Below are 16,541 nucleotides of genomic sequence, written 5' to 3'. Positions count from 1 at the left end.
CGATCGGCCGGATCGCGATCGCCGTCAGCCGTGCAGCTTGGCACCCTTGGTGATCTTGTCGACCAGCTTCTTGTCCGCATGAATGGCAATGCCGGCGACTGCCGCGTCGTCCGGCCTGGTCTCGGCGAAAACCGCACGGTTGGCGTGGTCGTGACCGGTGGCAAACATGCCGTCGACATAGATCGAAGCTTTGACCTCTCTTTCGATCGCGCGCCGTTGAATGTTGCCGAGCGTCTTCCCATCTGCGGCAAGGACGATGATCGGCTGGATGCTCAAGGCGTTGTAGACGTTGCCGGCGCCATCGCGATAATCTTCGCCGATGATCCCGGGCTTCTGTCCGGCGATCCCGGTGGCGAGGAAGGCGGTGACGTTGAGCTTCTGCCAGGTTGCCAGGTCCTCGCGCAAGACGATTGCAAATTTGGTATCGAACATGACGGCCATCTCCATTTCAGCCCGACAGGGCGTGCCGGAAGACGCAATATCGGACGGCGCTGCGATCGATCTTGAACGATTGTGCGGCGCGCCCGGCGACGGCATTCGGGTTGCGCCTGCGGTCGATGGCATCGAGCGCATCGAGGCGCGCCTGCATGGAAAATTTTTCGAGCCGCACCGCCACGACACCTATGCCATCGGCGTAACGCTCGGCGGCGTCCAGACGTTTCAGTATCGCGGCGAAAGCCGCTTCAGCAATCCTGGAAGCATCATCATCCTCCACCCGGACGAGATCCATGATGGCGGCGCGGGAACGGAGATCGGGCTGCGCTACCGGATGATGTATCTGCAGCCGGAACGGCTACTCGCAGCCCTTGATGAAACCGACCGCTCCCTGCCCTTCGTCGCAGCCCCTGTCGTGGGCGACGAGGCGCTGCGGCAGGCGGTCGGCGAAGCCGTCATGGATCTCGACAATGGCATCGACGAACTGGCGCTCGACGATATCCTCGTGCGGATCGCCGAGGGGCTCTACCGTCACGCCGGCACCAAGGACGCCAAGCCCGCAAAGGCCGACACGCGTGCCGTCCTACAGGCGAGCGAATTCCTTCGCGCCAATCTCGAACGGCCCGTCGGCTCGCAGGAACTTGAGGCGGTGAGTGGGCTCGATCGCTTCACGCTCGCCCGGCAATTCCGCCGGGTTCTCGGCACCAGCCCCCATCGCTACCTGCTGATGCGCCGGCTGGAGCGGGCACGGCAGATGATCGCCCGGGGCGAAAGCCTTGCCGGTGCTGCGCTCGAAACCGGCTTTGCCGACCAGGCGCATTTCACCCGTCATTTCAAGCGCGCCTACGGCCTGACGCCCGGCCGCTGGGCAAGCCTCGCCGTCGCCGGCTAATCCTGTCACCAAAGCTTCATCGGGTTGTAAAGCAAGCATCACCCAACCGTCATCATAGCCGCCTATCGGGTTGCGGACTGCAGCGCCGCGCGTCCTAGGGCGCGCAAGGGTCGCTGCAGAACGTCGAATTTGCTGCACCTCTGTCTCCTTGGATCTAGGGCGATCCAAGGAGACACGCAGAAGGCTCCAACCCAAGGTGAACCTCATGACGAAAACGCTTCTCGCCACCGCGGCTCTTTCTCTTTTGATGACGATGGCCGCCTCGGCCGCGGAAAAACCCTTTACCGCGACGCTGAAGGGCCACGCGATCCTGCCGGCCAACACGATCATCGCCGCCCCCTCGGACGCACCGGAATACCTCAAGACCTCCGGCAAGTTCACCACCGCGGACCGCAAGCGTGCCGAAGCGCTCGGCACCGTTCCGGGCAAGGACGGCGTTCGCCTGACCGGCCTGTCGCTGCCCTTCGACGGCCAGCCGATGCAGGGCTTTTCCGGCATCAAGGCGATGGAAGACGGCACTTTCTGGAGCCTCTCCGACAACGGTTTCGGCAGCAAGATGAACTCCAGCGACGCCATGCTGATGCTGCACCACGTGAAGATGGACTGGGACGCCGGCAAGGTCGAAGCACTGAAGACGTTGTTCCTGACCGACCCGGACAAGAAGGCCCCCTTCCCGATCGTCATGGAAGGCTCGGACAAGCGTTATCTCACCGGCGCCGACTTCGACGTCGAATCGATCCAGCCGGTTGCGGACGGCTTCTGGGTCGGTGAAGAGTTCGGCCCCTACATCCTCAAGTTCGATCTCGACGGCAAGTTGACCGACGTGATCGCGACCACGGTCGACGGCAAGCCGGTGCTTTCGCCCGACAATCCGACGCTGACGCTGCAGGGCGATCCCTCGAAGAAGACGCCCGCCTTCAACCTGAAGCGCTCCGGCGGCTATGAAGGCATGGCGCTTTCCAAGGACGGCAGCAAGCTTTACGGCCTGCTCGAAGGCCCGCTCTGGACCGACAGCGAAACGGTTGAGCAGGCCGATGGCCGCCCGGCGCTGCGCATCATCGAACTCGATGTTGCGAGCAAAGCCTGGACCGGCCTCAGCTGGCTCTATCCGCTGGCTGAAGGCGGCGAGGCGATCGGCGACTTCAACATGCTCGACGACAAGACCGCGCTGGTGATCGAGCGCGACAATGGCGCCGGCACGGTGGACAAGGCCTGCGCCGATCCGAAGGACCCGAAGCCGGACTGCTTCGCAACGGGCTCCAAGGTCAAGCGCATCTACAAGATCGCCTTTGACGACAGCAATGCCGGCAAGGCCGTGCGCAAGATCGGCTACATCGACCTCTTGAAGATCGCCGATCCGGACAACAAGAAGCGTCAGGGCGGCGGCGAAGGCTTCTACGATATGCCCTTCGTCACCATCGAGAACGTCGACCGCGTCGATGAGACCCACATCATCGTCGGCAACGACAACAACCTGCCGTTCTCGGCCGGCCGCGCACTCGACAAGGCCGACGACAACGAGTTCGTGCTGCTCGAAGTCGGCGACTTCCTCAAGGCCGAATAATCAAAAGGGCGCGCGAACATCGGTTCGCGCGCCCTTCCCGTTTGACCGGTGACTTTTCGGCGTCAGCTTTCGAAGTGGAAAGCGAGACGCTTGCCAGTGAGCTTTCCAAGCTGCTGCAGGCGTCCATCCAGGCGCTCGCCCTGGAATTCCGAATAGTCCGCAGGCACGACGATTTCGAGGTCCACGTCCGGCAGAGACGACTTGCGGAACGTCAGGTTCCGGGCAATCCCCGGCATCGATGCGGAGAAAAGATAGGCGACACGCAAGAGGCCGCCGAGCAGCTTTGCCAGTTCCAGCAGGCGCGGCGTGGTGATGCCGGCAAGTGCGTTCGTGGCGCCGTCGTCGTTGAGCCCCTCGAAGCGGTAATAATTGGAAAGCGCAATATAGGCGCGGCCGGCATGGGTAATGCCGGAGAAGGTCGAGTGGGCGATGATGTTTAGCGCCTGGAGACCGCGATAGTCGGGGTGCGCCCGCCAGCTGATATCCGCGAGCAGGCAGGCCGCCTGGCGATACCGGCCTTCCTCTTCCGTCTCCTCGATCCCGAAGAACGGCACCATGCGACCGGTCCAGTCAGCCAGTTCGCGGGCGTGCTCGGGCGAGCGGGCACGCAGGATGGCGATCTCGTTGGCCGCCGTCAGCAGCGGATCCTGAGCACGTTCCTCGTCCCTCAAGAGCGAGAAAAGATAACCTTCGCGAACGCCGAGCGCCGAGAAGGAAATCCGCTCCGGCTTCATGATCTCCAGCGCTTCCTGCATGGCGATCGCGCCGAAGGGCAGAAGGCTGCGGCGGCTCTTCGAGATCGTCGAATAGGCGGACGGCTTGATGTTCTTCGGCTCGATCACTTCCGGCAAAAGCGCCATCGCCTCGTCAAAGGAAATCTCGTAGCCCTGCATCATGTGCAGCGGATAGTCGCGGATCTCCATGTGCAGCTTGGCGATCGAACGCCAAGTGCCGCCGACCGCATAGAACGTCCGTCCCGTGCCGGTCTTCAGCACCGCCGAGTTCTTCATGAACTTGCGCACCCAGGTGCGCGCCTTGGTGAGTGAGCCGTTGCTGTGCTCGAACAAACGGATACCGCCGAGCGGGAGGGTGATGCCCTTGCCGATTTTCGTGCCGGAGACCTCGACGAGTTCCAGCGAGCCACCGCCAAGGTCGCCGACGACACCGTCGGGATCGTGATAGCCGCTGACGATGCCCATCGCGGAATAATAGGCCTCTTCCTCGCCGGTAAGGATGCGGACCTTGTGACCGAGGATCGCCTCCGCCTTCTCGATGAAGGCGGGGCCGTTGCTCGCTTCGCGTGCGGCGGCCGTCGCCAGCACATACATCGAGGTCGCACGCGCCTGCTTGGAGAGCGCGTGAAAGCGGTGCAGCGCTTTCAGCGCGCGCTCGACGCTGTCTTCATCCATGCGTCCGGTCGCATCGATGCCCTTGCCGAGACCGCACATCACCTTTTCGTTGAACAGCATGGCCGGCGAGCGGCTCAGGCCTTCATAGACGACAAGGCGGATGGAGTTCGAACCGATATCGATAACGGAAACCGGGCGGATGCCGGGCAGACGCCCCTGCGCTTCAGATTCGACCATGCAATTCCAGTTTATTTGTGCCAGCCGCTCTTCCAGCCGGCTATGAGCTTCGGTGCGCTGGACTTCAGGGCCTCGCCCCGGCCGGAGAGGCTGGGATTGGTCATGAAATAGTGCTGTGCGTTGAAAGGCTCGGCATCCTTGCCGACTTCCATCCGGCGAGAGGTGCCATCGGGAAGAATTTCGTAGCTCTGCTGGTTGTCGATGAGATTACCCAGCATGATCTGCGACAGAACCTGTTCGTGCACAGTCCGGTTGATGAGAGGCACGAGCGTCTCGACCCGCCGATCCAGATTGCGCGGCATCATATCCGCCGAGCCGATATAGACAAGGGCATTCTCCGATGGAAGCCCGTGACCGTTGCCGAAGCAGAATATGCGGGAATGTTCGAGGAATCGACCGACGATGGACTTGACACGGATATTGTCCGATAGCCCCGGGACCTGCGGTCGCAGGCAGCAGATGCCGCGCACCACCAGGTCGATTTCGACGCCGGCACGGCTCGCCTTATAGAGCGCGTCGATGATCTCCGGATCGACGAGCGAGTTCATCTTCATCCAGATCGCCGCCGGGCGCCCGGCCTTGGCATGCTCGATTTCTTCGTCGACGTGCCTGAGAATGCGCGGGCGCAGCGTGTGCGGCGAGACGGCCAGCTTCATGCCCGCCTCCGGCTCGCCGTAGCCGGTGATGAAGTTGAAGATGTTCGCCATGTCGTGGGCGATGACCGGGTTGCAGGTGAAGAACGACAGGTCGGTATAGATCTTCGCGGTGACCGGGTGATAGTTGCCGGTGCCGAGATGGCAATAGGTCCGAAGCTTGCCCTCTTCGCGCCGCACCACCATCGACATTTTGGCGTGGGTCTTCAGTTCGATGAAGCCGAAGACGACCTGTACGCCGGCGCGTTCGAGGTCGCGCGCCCAGCGGATATTGGCCTCCTCGTCGAAGCGGGCCTTGAGCTCGACCAGCGCCGTCACCGACTTGCCGGCCTCGGCGGCGTCGATCAGGGCGCGCACGATCGGGCTGTCGTTCGACGTGCGGTAAAGCGTCTGCTTGATGGCGACGACTTCAGGATCGCGCGCTGCCTGCAACAGGAACTGCACGACCACGTCAAAGGACTCGTAGGGGTGATGCACCACCATGTCCTTCTCGCGGATCGCCGCCAGGCAGTCGCCGGCATGCTCGCGCACGCGCTCGGGGAAACGCGGATTGTACGGCTCGAAGCGCAGATCATCGCGTGGAGCCTTGGTGATTTCGGACAAAGTGTTGAGTGCCAGCAGTCCCGGCAGGACGGCGATCCGGTTTTCCGGGACGCCCAGTTCCTGCACGACGAACTGGCGCAGCGACGCCGGCATCTCCGAATCGGTCTCGATGCGGATCACCGAACCGCGGCGACGGCGCTTCAGCGCGGTCTCGAAAAAGCGAACGAGGTCTTCCGCCTCTTCTTCCACCTCGATATCGCTGTCGCGAATGATGCGGAAGGTACCGGAGCCTTTGACCTCATAGCCCGGAAACAGCCGGTCGATGAACTGGCTGACCATGTCTTCGAGGGTGATGTAGCGGATGACGTTCTTGACGTCGGGCAGCCGGATGAAGCGGTCGAGTGCCACCGGCAGACGCAGGAGCGCCGTCATTGGCTCGCGGCCGGTCTTGCTGACGAGCTGCAGGCCCATCGAAAAGCCGAGGTTCGGAATGAAGGGGAACGGATGCGCCGGGTCGATGGAGAGCGGTGTCAGCACTGGGAAGATCGACTGATCGAACTCGTTGGCAAGCCAGCTCCTGTCCTGCACCGAAAGCGAGGCCGGGCGAACGATCAGGATGTCTTCCTTGGCGAGATACTGCTGAAGCACGGCGAGCGAGGCCTGCTGCTCCATCTGCAGATTGTCGATTTCCTTCAGGATGTCTTCGAGCTGCTCGACCGGGGTCTTGCCGTCGGGCGAACGCATCGAGAGGCCCTGGCGCACCTGGCCTTCGAGGCCGGCGACGCGCACCATGAAGAACTCGTCGAGGTTGGCGGCAGAGATCGACAGAAAGCGAACACGCTCCAGCAGAGGATGCGCCGTGTTCAGCGTTTCCTCGAGCACGCGGCGATTGAACTGCAGCCAGGAAAATTCGCGGTTGATGAAGCGCTGCGGGCTCGTCAGCAGGTCGACGTCCTCCGCCGATGCCTGGTTTTCGTTCACCGCAGATAGCGCGTTATCCATGCTTTTCAGATCCCATTGCTCCGGCTGCACCGGCTATCTCAGTTTGACGACGGTTCTGTGACAGTCAATCGGACCGACGCTGATTTCCCAGTTCTTCGAGAACTTCGGAAGCGAGTGCGCGCGAAAGCTTCGTGCCGCGGGCCAGCGCCAAGTGGTCGATGCGCTCGACGATCGTCTGCGCTGCCTCCAGCGAGCGCTCCATGCGCTGGACGATGTAGCCCACCAGCCGCTCGTCGACGAAGAGCTGGCGATCGGCAAAGAGCTTGATCAGCACCTGCGTCAGCAATTCGTCGTCCGGCTCACCGATCTCGACCACGGTCGCCGCCTTCAGGCGCGAGCGCAGATCCGGCAGCGTCACCGGCCAGGACATCGGCCAGAGCCGCGTCGTCATCAGCAGGCTGGTGCCGTGCTGGCGCACATTGTTGATGACGTGGAAAAGCGTCGTGTCGTCGAAGCCGCTGCGGTCGGCATCCTCGAAGAGAACAGGTCTTTCGGCCGCGATCAACGCGGCATCGGAGCCGGCGAGCGGGTGGATCACTTCCGCTCCTGCCCGCTCCTTCCAGATGCTGGCGAGATGCGATTTTCCCGAGCCGACCGGGCCGGCGATGATGACCACGGGCGCCGGCCAGTCCGGCCAGTGGTCGACGATGGCGATGGCCGCGCTCAGCCTGTCGGAGACGAGCAGGTCCTCACGACCCGTCGCCGGGTCGTGGCCGAAAGCCAGGGGGATTTGTTCAAATGGGCGTTTTGTCATGCTGTACTCGGGACAATCGTCGGAAATCAGGCGGCCTTGTCGCTCTTCGCCTTCTTTTCCACGGCCTTGCCGTGCCCGTGATAGAGGTCGCTATCAAGGTAGCGCTGGATGCCGAAGCGGACAAGCACGCCGATGGCGGCTGCTGCGGGCACCGCGACCAGAAGACCGACGAAGCCGAACAGTGCACCGAAGGCAAGCAGCGCAAACATCAGCCAGACCGGATGCAGGCCGACGCTTTTGCCCACCAGCTTCGGCTGGAGGATATTGCCCTCCATGAACTGGCCGCTGAAAAAGACGGCAAGCACGAGGCCGATCCACAGATAGTCCGGCCAGAACTGGACCAGTGCGACGCCAACGGCGAGCACCAGGCCGACCATGGATCCGACATAGGGAATGAAACTGATCATGCCGGCGAAGAGACCGATCAGCAGACCGAAATTGAGACCGACCAGCGACAGGCCGATCCCGTAATAAAGACCAAGAATGAGGCAGAGCGAGCCCTGCCCGCGCACAAATCCGGCGATCGTCGCGTTCATGTCGCGGGCGATCTGGCGCACATCCGAAACGTAGTCGCGCGGAACCCAGCTATCGACCTTCTCGACCATCCGGTCCCAATCGAGCAGGATATAGAAGGCGACGACAGGGGTGACGACCAGCAGCGAGATGACGTCGAGCAACGCCACGCCGGAGTTCCAGATCTGCTGGAAGAGCGTGCCGACGAAGGCCGCACCCTGTTCGAGCAGTTTGCCGGAGCTTTGCTTCAGCGACGGCATCTGGCTCGCGAGCCAATCGGGAATCAGCCGCGTCTGCGCCTCGTTGACGAGCACCTGCAGCTTGGCGGCATAGCCGGGGATGTTCGCAATGAAATCGGCCGCCTGGCTAACGACGACAGGAATGATGACCATGAGGGCCAGCACGAAGACGACGACGAAGCCGATCAGGATCACGACCGTCGCCATCAACCGGCTCAAGCCGAACCGCTCCAGGCGGTCGGCGACCGGGTCGAGGAAATAGGCAAGCGCCATGCCGGCCAGGAACGGCAGCAGGATCGAGCTGAAAACCATGAGGAAGGCAATGAAGGCGGCAAGCACCAGTAGCCAGAAAATGACCTGGCGCTGCAATCCGGAACCGCTGACCTTGATATCCATGACACTCCTCGTGAGGCGCCGCTCGCCACTGTTGCGTATCACAACCCTGTCAAGGAGATAGGGGGCGGTGCGCGTAACGGTCAAGTCCGACCGGTGCAGTCATCCAGTTTATAGCCAAGCTGACTGGCTTGCGCCGTGGGATATGGGCAAAATGGTGAAAAAACGCCGCCAAGGCCTGCTCTCGGCTTGCACTCCCTTGCCTGCCGTGCCAATCGCATCCGCAAAATACCTGTCGCACGACGAGCCTTGGAGAACGAGCATGAGCCAGTCGGGAAAGAACGGTCTCACCTATAGCGACGCGGGCGTTGATATCGACGCCGGGAACCTGATGGTCGAGAAGATCAAGCCGCATGTGCGCTCGACCCGGCGGCCCGGCGCCGACGGCGAAATCGGCGGCTTCGGCGGTCTCTTCGATCTCAAGGCCGCGGGCTTCACCGACCCGGTTCTGGTGGCCGCCAATGACGGCGTCGGCACCAAGCTGAAGATCGCCATCGACGCCAACAAGCACGACACCGTCGGTATCGACCTCGTCGCCATGTGCGTCAACGACCTCGTCGTCCAGGGCGCCGAACCGCTCTTCTTCCTCGACTATTTCGCGACCGGCAAGCTTGACCCGGACCAGGGTGCCGCGATCGTCGCCGGCATCGCTGCGGGCTGCCGCGAATCCGGTTGCGCGCTGATCGGCGGCGAGACCGCCGAAATGCCCGGCATGTATTCGGGCGGCGACTACGATCTCGCGGGCTTTGCCGTCGGCGCTGCCGAACGCGGTCAGTTGCTGCCGGCCGGTGACATCTCCGAAGGCGACGTCATCCTCGGCCTCGCCTCTTCCGGCGTGCATTCCAACGGCTATTCGCTGGTGCGCAAGATCGTCACGCTCTCGGGCCTTGCCTGGGATGCTCCTGCTCCGTTCGGCGAAGGTACGCTTGCCGATCTCCTGATGACGCCGACGCGCATCTATGTGAAGCCGCTCCTGAAGGCGATCCGCGAGACCGGTTCGATCAAGGCGCTCGCTCACATCACCGGCGGCGGTTTCCCTGAGAACATTCCGCGCGTGCTGCCAAAGCACCTCGCTGCCGAGATCGACCTCGACGCGATCAAGGCGCCGAAGGTGTTCTCCTGGCTCGCCCAGACCGGTGGCGTTGCCGCCAACGAAATGCTGCGCACCTTCAACTGCGGCGTCGGCATGATCGCCGTCGTCCCGGCCGACAAGGCTGCGGAGGTCACGTCTGTGCTGACCGGCGAAGGCGAAACCGTCTTTACGCTGGGCCGCATGGTCGCCCGCGACGAAGGTGCAGCCGGCACGATCTACAAGGGCAACCTGGCCCTATGACGACGGAAGTCTCGACGGGCAAGAAGCGGGTCGTCGTCTTCATCTCTGGTGGCGGCTCCAACATGCTGGCGCTCGCAAAGGCAACGGCCGAGCCGGATTTCCCGGCCGAGATCGTCGCCGTCATCGCCGACAAGGCGGATGCCGGCGGCCTCGCCAAAGCCGAGGCGCTTGGCATCCCCACGCGCGCTTTCCTGCGCAAGGACTACGACAGCAAGGACGCCCACGAAGCGGCAATCCTTGCCGAGCTCGACCGGCTGTCGCCGGACATCATCTGCCTCGCCGGCTATATGCGTCTGCTGTCGGCGACGTTCATCCAGCGCCACGAGGGACGCATCCTCAACATCCATCCGTCCTTGCTGCCGCTTTTCCCCGGCCTGCACACCCATCAGCGGGCTATCGACGCCGGCATGAAGGTCGCCGGTTGCACCGTGCACTTCGTCACCGAAGGCATGGACGAAGGCCCGATCCTGGCGCAGGCGGTGGTTCCAGTCGTGCCCGGCGACACGTCCGACAGCCTTGCTGCCCGAGTGCTGACCGTCGAGCACCGCACCTATCCGATGGCGCTTCGGCTGATGGCCGAGGGCAAGATACGCATGGAAGGCGGTCGCGCTGTGAGCAAGAGCCTTGGCGAGGCGACGGGCACGCTGATTTCGCCGGCTGCGTAATCACGCCGGTTTGCTTTGTCCCGACTACGGCGCGTCGCACGCGGTTAACGCCAGAATACCCCCTCTGCCCTGCCCGGCATCTCCTCCGTAAGGGGGGAGATCAGCAGATGGCGACCGCTCGGCGGTCATTACCCGTTCGCCGGTGGCAACTCTATCTGGCGCAGAAGGATACCCCCATCGTCAACACCGAGCCGGCGGGCGATCTCGTTCAGTTGTAGCGGGTGGGCGCGTCTAGCCGATCTCCCCCTTTTGTGGGGGGAGATTCCCGGCAGGGTGGAGGGGTAAGCCCCACGCCCCCACACACCGACCGTTCACTTCGCCGAAGCCAGCCGGCGATCGAGAGCGTCGAGCACGCGCCGTGTCAGCGCCGGATAATCCTCGTCGAAGTGGTGGCCGCCGTCGATGCCGATGACGTCGACGCCGGTGCCCTTCAGTTGCGGGCAGGCATCATCCTCTTCGTCGGTGCCGTAGATGCATTGCACCAACGCCGGGTCGATGCGCTTGATATCGTCGAGCGGATCACCACCCTTGCCGTCGCCAGAAGCCCCTAGCCAACCCAGCACAGAGACCTTGTAATCGACCATGTGCGAGAGGGCCATCAAGGTCACCTGGCGAACATGGGCCTTTTCGCCGGCCGGCAGCAGGTTGAAGGTTCGCGGCAGGACGTCTGCACCGAAGGAATAGCCGATGAGGAGCACATTTCGCACGTTCCAGTGCTTGCGGTAGTAGCTCATCACCTTGGCAAGGTCGTCCGCCGTCACCTGCGGATCGCGCTCGGACCAGAAGTAGTGCAGGGAATCGAAGCCGACGACCGGTACGCCCTGCTGCTGCAGCACGTCGCCGACTTCCTTGTCGATATCGCGCCAGCCACCGTCGCCCGAATAGATCACCGCCATCGTGTCACGGGTCGGCTTTGCGTCAAGGATGGTCAGGGGCAAACCGAACGGATTGCCGGCGTCGCGCTCGCTGTCGATGATATCGGTGAGGTGATCGGACAGCGTCGTATAGGCGTCGTCGTCGCTGTCCTCCTGCTCGACGTCCGGATGCTTGGCGATCAATGCCGCCACATGGGCGCGCCCGTCGGCCGATGCCGCGGGTGAAAAGACGACGGAAACCGGATCCGGCAATGCGCCGTCGGTCAGGCCATAGACCATGCGGTCGCCCTTCTTCACCTTTTCGGCCGGGGTGCAGAGTTGCTTTTCAAGCGCGATCCCCTCTTCCGGATCAATCGCAAGTGTTTGGCCGATGGTGGCAGGCGGTGTCTGGGCAGCGATGGCGAGTGCCAGCGCACCACCGGCACCGACGCCTGCGACGACGGGCAATTGGTAAGCGTCGGTGCCGACGGCACGCTGCACCTGCTGGCTCAGCGATTCGATGTCGGAGACCATGTAGATGCAGTCGCCATCATCCTTGGCGAGCGAAGCGAGATAGGCCTTGAGGTCGATGCCGACAACGACTGTCTTGTCATCGGTGAGCGCGTCGGCGATCGCCTGTTCCTTGTCCGTCCAGCCGGCGGCGTCCGACAGCAGCACAACAAGTGCGGCCGCCTTTTCCTTCGGCAGCATGATGCGCGGCGACGGGATCATCCCGGTATCGTAGCTCTTCGGCGCGCCTTCTGCGAGAGCGGGGGACATCGATGCGGAGAGCAGTAGCGCTGCCGAAGTCAGGCATTTCCAGGCGTTCGCGACACGGATCATTTCTTCACCACTCCCTTGAGACCGCCGCCGATCAGGAATGTCGCATCCATCAGGGCGAGGATCGGATTGATGCCGCCACTGGCGACAAGATAGCGCGGTTGCCACTGCGGATGAAACTTCGACTTGAAGGCGCGCAGGCCCTTGAAGTTGTAGAAACGTTCGCCGTGTTCGAAGAAGGTGCGCCCGGCCCGGTCCCAGACCGGGGCGATCTGGCGCGTGGACATGCCCGACAGGGGCGCCATGCCAAGGTTGAAGGTACGGTACCCCTCGGCCTTCAAATACTCCATCACCTGGGCGAAGAGAAAATCCATCGCGCCCTTCGGCGCATCCGGCGAAAAGCGCATGAGGTCAACGGTCCCCTCCTCCTTGGTCGCCGTCACCAGAATATTGGCAAATGCGACCGTACGCCCACCACAGGTGAGGATCGCCACCGGCTGCTCGCGAAGATACTCGGGATCGAAGGCACCGAGCGAGAAGCCTTTCTCCTTGGCATTGTGATGCGCGAGCCAGGCATCGGAGACCGCGGTCAGGTCAGGCATGACGTCCGGAACGTTTTCGGGCGCTACGACACGGAACTCGAGCCCGTCCCGCTGAGCGCGGCTCACCTGCTGGCGCAGGTTCGCCCATTTGCCCCCCTTCAGCTCGAAGCGGGCGAGGTCGACGCGCGCGAGTTCGCCGAGCCGGAAGGCGCGCAGCCCGGCATCGGCATAGTATGCAAGCCCCAGGGGCGAGACCTGGTAGAAAACCGCCCGGCAGCCGGCCGCGCGCGCCTTTTCGATGAAGTGCCAGATCAGCTCCGGCCAGGCATCGATCGGGCCGACGGGATCGAAAAGCGCGATCCAGGAACGAGCACGCTGGCCATACATGATGAAGGCTCGGCCGTCGGCGGAAAACAACAGGCTCTTGTCGCCCATGCGCACCAGATTGGCATCGGACATGTCCTGCGCCTCGACGATCGAGAGCGCCCGCTCCATCGCGTCGTCGGAGGCAGGCTCGGCGGCTCCGGTTGCCGGGCGCATCAGGCTCCAGATCGCAAGCATGCTCGCGCCGATCGTTACGCCGAGAAGCGCGCGCAGGCCGCGGGGGGCTTCGGCGGAGAATTCGAACTGCCACCAGAGCTCATGGCTGTATTCGACATCGCGATAGACGAAGAGCAGCACGACCAGCGCGCCCAGGCAGATGACCCCGAGCGCCGTCAGCCACGGCACCGTCAGCGCCTGCCCGAACAGCGAGGCCGGCCGCACGAACAGGCGGCGGCTGACGATGAGCCCCACCAGGAAGAAGGCCAGCATGCCCGCTTCCACCACGGCGATCGCCTTGATCAGCGACAGCAGCAGCGCGGCGATCCCGATCACGATCGAGGCCCACCAGGCGCCGTCAAGCCTCAGCGCCAGTCCGCGCGAGACGACCACGAGGGCAAGGCCGAGAAGGCTGGCGAGGAAGTGTGCTCCCTCGACGATCGGCAAGGGCAGCAGTGCTTCGAGGAATGCCAGGTTCTCGTCGGGCGTCGGGGTCACGCTGGAAAGAACCAGCATGATCGCCAGCACGATGCCGAGCGTTGCCAAAAGCAGCGGCGTCATGCGGCCGCCGATGCGCCGCACGCTGGAGGCAACCGGATGACCGGACAGCTGGCGGAGTTCGATGCCGATGACGACGGCGATCGCGATCACCAGCGGCAGCACGTGATAGATCACGCGGTAGAGCACCAGCGCGCCGAGAATGGTGTCGACATCGGCATTGTGGCCGAGCGTCGCGATGATGATCGTCTCGAAGACGCCAAGACCGGCCGGCACATGGCTCAAGACGCCGACGCCGACGGCCAGCGAATAGACCGCAAGGAAGGCCGGCCAGCCGATCGTGCCGGCGGGTAGAAGAACATAGAGAACGGTCGCCGAGGCGGCGAGATCGAGCGCCGTCACCAGGAACTGGCGCGAAACGGTGCGCGAATCCGGGAGCCGAAGCGTCAGACGCCCGATGCTGACCTCGCGCCCGTCACGGGCAAGAAAGAACACTGTGAACAGACCGCCGAGGATCACGGCCGCGATTACGCGCAATACCAGAGGATCCATCCCGGTCATCGGCGCCACATACTCGCCGACGGCAAGCAGGCTGAGGCAAGTCACCGCCAGCAGCCCGAGCCCGAAGGCGAGCGTCACGAAGGCGATGATGCGGGCGATGTTCTCAGGCTCGATGCCGAGGCGCGAATAGGAGCGGTAGCGGATGGCGCCGCCACTGAGCGCCCCGAACCCCGCAGTATTGCCGACCGCGTAGGCCGAGGCCGCCGTCAGCGCCACGTCGGCATAGGGCAGCTTTCGCTTGACGTAATCAAGCGCGCTGACGTCATAGAAGGTGAGCGCGAGGAAACTCAATGCGGTGAAGAACACCGCCGCCGCGACGGAGATCCAACTGGTATCCGCCAATGCCTGGACGACCTCGTCGTACTGGACTTCGGACGTCAGGTGAAAGATCGCAAAGCCGAAAAGTGCGATTACGAAGAGCGTACCGGCAGCCGATAGATAACGGCGATTGCGACGCAGGAAGGAGAACCAGCCTCCCTCCGCCTGCTGCTCGTCGTCGGTTGCACGTTCCGGTAGGGAGGATGTCATGAAGCGCCCATGTCGATAATGAGGACATCAGCGCTTTAGCTTACCCGATACGGATCAAAAAGTGAAATATCGGTAATAAATTATACCCTTATAAAACAATCCCTTAGGCAAACAGCTGCTGTCGGTTGAGCTGCGCCCACTGCAGGAGCATGATCGTCTTGGCATCGCAGATCTCTCCGGTCGCGATCATTGCGACGGCTTCGTCGAAGGGGATTTCCAGCACTTCTATGTCCTCGCCCTCATGCGCAAGCCCGCCGCCGTCGCCGCGTTTCTCGGTGGCATCGATGTGGCCGGCAAAGAAGCTCGTGCGCTCGGTCAGCGCCCCCGGGCTCATATAGACATCGAAGAGGTGGATGACGTCCTGGACGTGGTAGCCGGTCTCCTCCAGCGCCTCGCGGCAGATCGCCTCTTCCGGAGTGTCGCCGTCGAGGAGCCCGGCGGCCGCCTCGATCAGATAGGCCGGGTCGCCCTGGAGCAGAACGGGAACGCGAAGCTGCCGCACCAGGATGACGCTCTGGCGCCTGGCATCGACGAGCAGGATGGTCGCCGCATTGCCATGGTCGTGGATCTCCCGCTTCAGCGTCACGGTCGCGCCATCGGACATCTGCTGTTCGAACGTCACCTCTTCCAGGTGCGCAAAGCCCTTCCACAGCGTGCGGCGGCCGACGATCCTGACGCGTGGGTCATGCTGGGTGCTCATGCAACTTCCTTCTCCGGCGAGTGCAATCCCGCCCTTTCAGCCATCAGTGGATATGTTCCGCTGCCGCGCGATCTTCCCGCTCCATCTGCAGCGTCGTGTGGTGCAGGTCGAACGTCGCGCGCAACTGCTCCTCGATTGCGCGGCGCACGGTCTCGGCATCGGCACCGTCGGCAAGTACGGCATGGGCGGTCAGCGACGGCTGGCTCTGGGTGATTGCCCAGAGATGCAGGTCATGCACGGAGGCAACACCGGGAACGGCGGCAATCGTCGCGTGGACATCGGCGAGGCGCATGCCCGGCGGCACGCCTTCGAGCAGGATGTTGACGCACTCCTTCAGCAGCACCCAGGTGCGCGGAAAGACCATGAAGCCGATGCCGACAGCGAGCAGCGAATCCACCCACTGCCAGCTGGTCAGCCAGATGACCACCGCGCCGACGATGACGGCGAGCGAGCCCAGCATGTCCGACCAGACTTCGAGATAGGCGCCCTTGACGTTGAGGCTTTCGTCCTTGTGGCTGGTGAGCAGCCGCATCGAGGCGAGATTGACGAGAAGGCCGATGACGGCAATCACCAGCATGCCGCCGGACTGGATCTCCTGCGGCTCGGACAGCCGCTTCCAGGCCTCATAGAGGATGTAGAAGGCAACACCGAGCAGGAGCAGCGCGTTGAAGGCGGCAGCCAGGATCTCGAAGCGGGCGTAGCCATAGGTGCGCAAGAGGTCTGACGGGCGACGGCCGACATGGATCGCGACGAGCGCGATCGCAAGGGCCGCCGTGTCGGTCAGCATGTGCATGGCGTCGGATATCAGCGCCAGGCTGCCGGTCAGGATGCCGCCGACGACTTCGGCCAGCATGAAGCCGCCGGTCAGGCCAAGCGAGGCCCAGAGCCTCGAAACCGGCGTGCTCGTGACATCTGCATGGTGGTGGTCGCCGCTCATGGGAGGTTCCGTTGCCGTTCTAACCTGAC

Annotated in this window: 13 protein-coding genes; 4 read left to right on the top strand and 9 right to left on the bottom strand. The window is 63.3% G+C overall.

The window, feature by feature from the left end; translation table 11 throughout:
- Positions 1 to 24: 24 nt before the first annotated feature.
- Positions 25 to 432, bottom strand: coding sequence for a DUF2000 family protein (locus tag ASE71_RS17070; protein WP_060522237.1), 408 nt, complete (start codon positions 430 to 432; stop codon positions 25 to 27).
- Between ASE71_RS17070 and ASE71_RS17065 the strand changes: the two genes are divergently transcribed.
- Together ASE71_RS17065 and ASE71_RS17060 are read left to right on the top strand one after the other, a co-directional pair.
- Positions 431 to 1,327: an AraC family transcriptional regulator gene (locus ASE71_RS17065; protein ID WP_082566595.1), complete on the top strand. Its 897-nt coding sequence runs from the start codon at positions 431 to 433 to the stop codon at positions 1,325 to 1,327. The two genes, ASE71_RS17070 and ASE71_RS17065, sit on opposite strands and share 2 nt — an antisense overlap.
- A 205-nt stretch (positions 1,328 to 1,532) precedes the next feature.
- A complete protein-coding gene (locus ASE71_RS17060; protein ID WP_060522150.1) occupies positions 1,533 to 2,891 on the top strand; it encodes an esterase-like activity of phytase family protein in 1,359 nt (452 codons plus the stop codon).
- A gap of 62 nt (positions 2,892 to 2,953) precedes the next feature.
- On the opposite strand, the gene ppx is transcribed toward ASE71_RS17060, so the two are convergent.
- The 4 genes from ppx to ASE71_RS17040 all read right to left on the bottom strand — a co-directional run bounded on the left by ppx (position 2,954) and on the right by ASE71_RS17040 (position 8,577).
- Positions 2,954 to 4,477 (bottom strand): exopolyphosphatase, encoded by a 1,524-nt coding sequence (gene ppx / locus ASE71_RS17055; protein ID WP_034803818.1) that lies wholly within the window; start codon positions 4,475 to 4,477, stop codon positions 2,954 to 2,956.
- An 11-nt stretch (positions 4,478 to 4,488) separates the two neighbouring features.
- On the bottom strand, positions 4,489 to 6,675 hold the full coding sequence (locus ASE71_RS17050; RefSeq protein ID WP_034803821.1) for an RNA degradosome polyphosphate kinase: 2,187 nt from the start codon (positions 6,673 to 6,675) through the stop codon (positions 4,489 to 4,491).
- A gap of 64 nt (positions 6,676 to 6,739) precedes the next feature.
- Positions 6,740 to 7,429, bottom strand: coding sequence for a DnaA regulatory inactivator HdaA (hdaA, locus tag ASE71_RS17045; RefSeq protein WP_034803824.1), 690 nt, complete (start codon positions 7,427 to 7,429; stop codon positions 6,740 to 6,742).
- A 26-nt stretch (positions 7,430 to 7,455) separates the two neighbouring features.
- Positions 7,456 to 8,577, bottom strand: coding sequence for an AI-2E family transporter (locus ASE71_RS17040; RefSeq protein ID WP_060522149.1), 1,122 nt, complete (start codon positions 8,575 to 8,577; stop codon positions 7,456 to 7,458).
- Positions 8,578 to 8,836: 259 nt separating this feature from the next.
- Here ASE71_RS17040 and purM point away from each other — a divergent pair, with 259 nt between their 5' ends.
- The gene (gene purM, locus ASE71_RS17035) at positions 8,837 to 9,907 is read left to right on the top strand and encodes a phosphoribosylformylglycinamidine cyclo-ligase (protein WP_060522148.1); all 1,071 of its coding nucleotides are present in this window, start codon (positions 8,837 to 8,839) and stop codon (positions 9,905 to 9,907) included.
- Positions 9,904 to 10,572 carry a phosphoribosylglycinamide formyltransferase gene (gene purN / locus ASE71_RS17030; protein WP_034803831.1) on the top strand — a complete coding sequence of 223 codons (669 nt, stop codon included), beginning with the start codon at positions 9,904 to 9,906 and terminating at the stop codon, positions 10,570 to 10,572. Before purM ends, purN begins: the two co-directional genes overlap by 4 nt.
- A 311-nt stretch (positions 10,573 to 10,883) precedes the next feature.
- Here purN and ASE71_RS17025 read toward each other — a convergent pair whose 3' ends face one another.
- The 4 genes from ASE71_RS17025 to ASE71_RS17010 form a co-directional block, all read right to left on the bottom strand.
- Positions 10,884 to 12,206, bottom strand: coding sequence for a virulence factor family protein (locus tag ASE71_RS17025; RefSeq protein WP_244496977.1), 1,323 nt, complete (start codon positions 12,204 to 12,206; stop codon positions 10,884 to 10,886).
- Between the two features lie 59 nt (positions 12,207 to 12,265).
- Entirely contained in the window at positions 12,266 to 14,875 is a 2,610-nt protein-coding gene (gene mprF / locus ASE71_RS17020) for a bifunctional lysylphosphatidylglycerol flippase/synthetase MprF (protein WP_060522146.1), read from the bottom strand.
- A 103-nt stretch (positions 14,876 to 14,978) separates the two neighbouring features.
- The gene (locus ASE71_RS17015) at positions 14,979 to 15,575 is read right to left on the bottom strand and encodes an NUDIX domain-containing protein (RefSeq protein WP_060522145.1); all 597 of its coding nucleotides are present in this window, start codon (positions 15,573 to 15,575) and stop codon (positions 14,979 to 14,981) included.
- A 43-nt stretch (positions 15,576 to 15,618) separates the two neighbouring features.
- Positions 15,619 to 16,512 (bottom strand): cation diffusion facilitator family transporter, encoded by an 894-nt coding sequence (locus ASE71_RS17010; protein WP_060522144.1) that lies wholly within the window; start codon positions 16,510 to 16,512, stop codon positions 15,619 to 15,621.
- Positions 16,513 to 16,541 lie beyond the last annotated feature (29 nt).

The organism is Ensifer sp. Root954, from assembly GCF_001429005.1.
Lineage (GTDB): Bacteria > Pseudomonadota > Alphaproteobacteria > Rhizobiales > Rhizobiaceae > Ensifer > Ensifer adhaerens.
The sequence above is the reverse complement of the archived record's forward strand: the minus strand, read 5'-3'. Positions and strand labels throughout refer to the sequence as shown.

Excerpts from the sequence above, each read along its gene's own strand:
- ASE71_RS17015 (WP_060522145.1), bottom strand. The coding sequence starts at position 15,575 with ATGAGCACCCAGCATGACCCACGCGTCAGGATCGTCGGCCGCCGCACG.
- mprF (WP_060522146.1), bottom strand. The coding sequence starts at position 14,875 with ATGACATCCTCCCTACCGGAACGTGCAACCGACGACGAGCAGCAGGCG.
- purM (WP_060522148.1), top strand. The coding sequence starts at position 8,837 with ATGAGCCAGTCGGGAAAGAACGGTCTCACCTATAGCGACGCGGGCGTT.
- ASE71_RS17010 (WP_060522144.1), bottom strand. The coding sequence starts at position 16,512 with ATGAGCGGCGACCACCACCATGCAGATGTCACGAGCACGCCGGTTTCG.
- ASE71_RS17060 (WP_060522150.1), top strand. The coding sequence starts at position 1,533 with ATGACGAAAACGCTTCTCGCCACCGCGGCTCTTTCTCTTTTGATGACG.
- ppx (WP_034803818.1), bottom strand. The coding sequence starts at position 4,477 with ATGGTCGAATCTGAAGCGCAGGGGCGTCTGCCCGGCATCCGCCCGGTT.
- ASE71_RS17040 (WP_060522149.1), bottom strand. The coding sequence starts at position 8,577 with ATGGATATCAAGGTCAGCGGTTCCGGATTGCAGCGCCAGGTCATTTTC.
- purN (WP_034803831.1), top strand. The coding sequence starts at position 9,904 with ATGACGACGGAAGTCTCGACGGGCAAGAAGCGGGTCGTCGTCTTCATC.
- ASE71_RS17050 (WP_034803821.1), bottom strand. The coding sequence starts at position 6,675 with ATGGATAACGCGCTATCTGCGGTGAACGAAAACCAGGCATCGGCGGAG.
- ASE71_RS17025 (WP_244496977.1), bottom strand. The coding sequence starts at position 12,206 with ATGTCCCCCGCTCTCGCAGAAGGCGCGCCGAAGAGCTACGATACCGGG.
- ASE71_RS17070 (WP_060522237.1), bottom strand. The coding sequence starts at position 432 with ATGTTCGATACCAAATTTGCAATCGTCTTGCGCGAGGACCTGGCAACC.
- ASE71_RS17065 (WP_082566595.1), top strand. The coding sequence starts at position 431 with ATGACGGCCATCTCCATTTCAGCCCGACAGGGCGTGCCGGAAGACGCA.
- hdaA (WP_034803824.1), bottom strand. The coding sequence starts at position 7,429 with ATGACAAAACGCCCATTTGAACAAATCCCCCTGGCTTTCGGCCACGAC.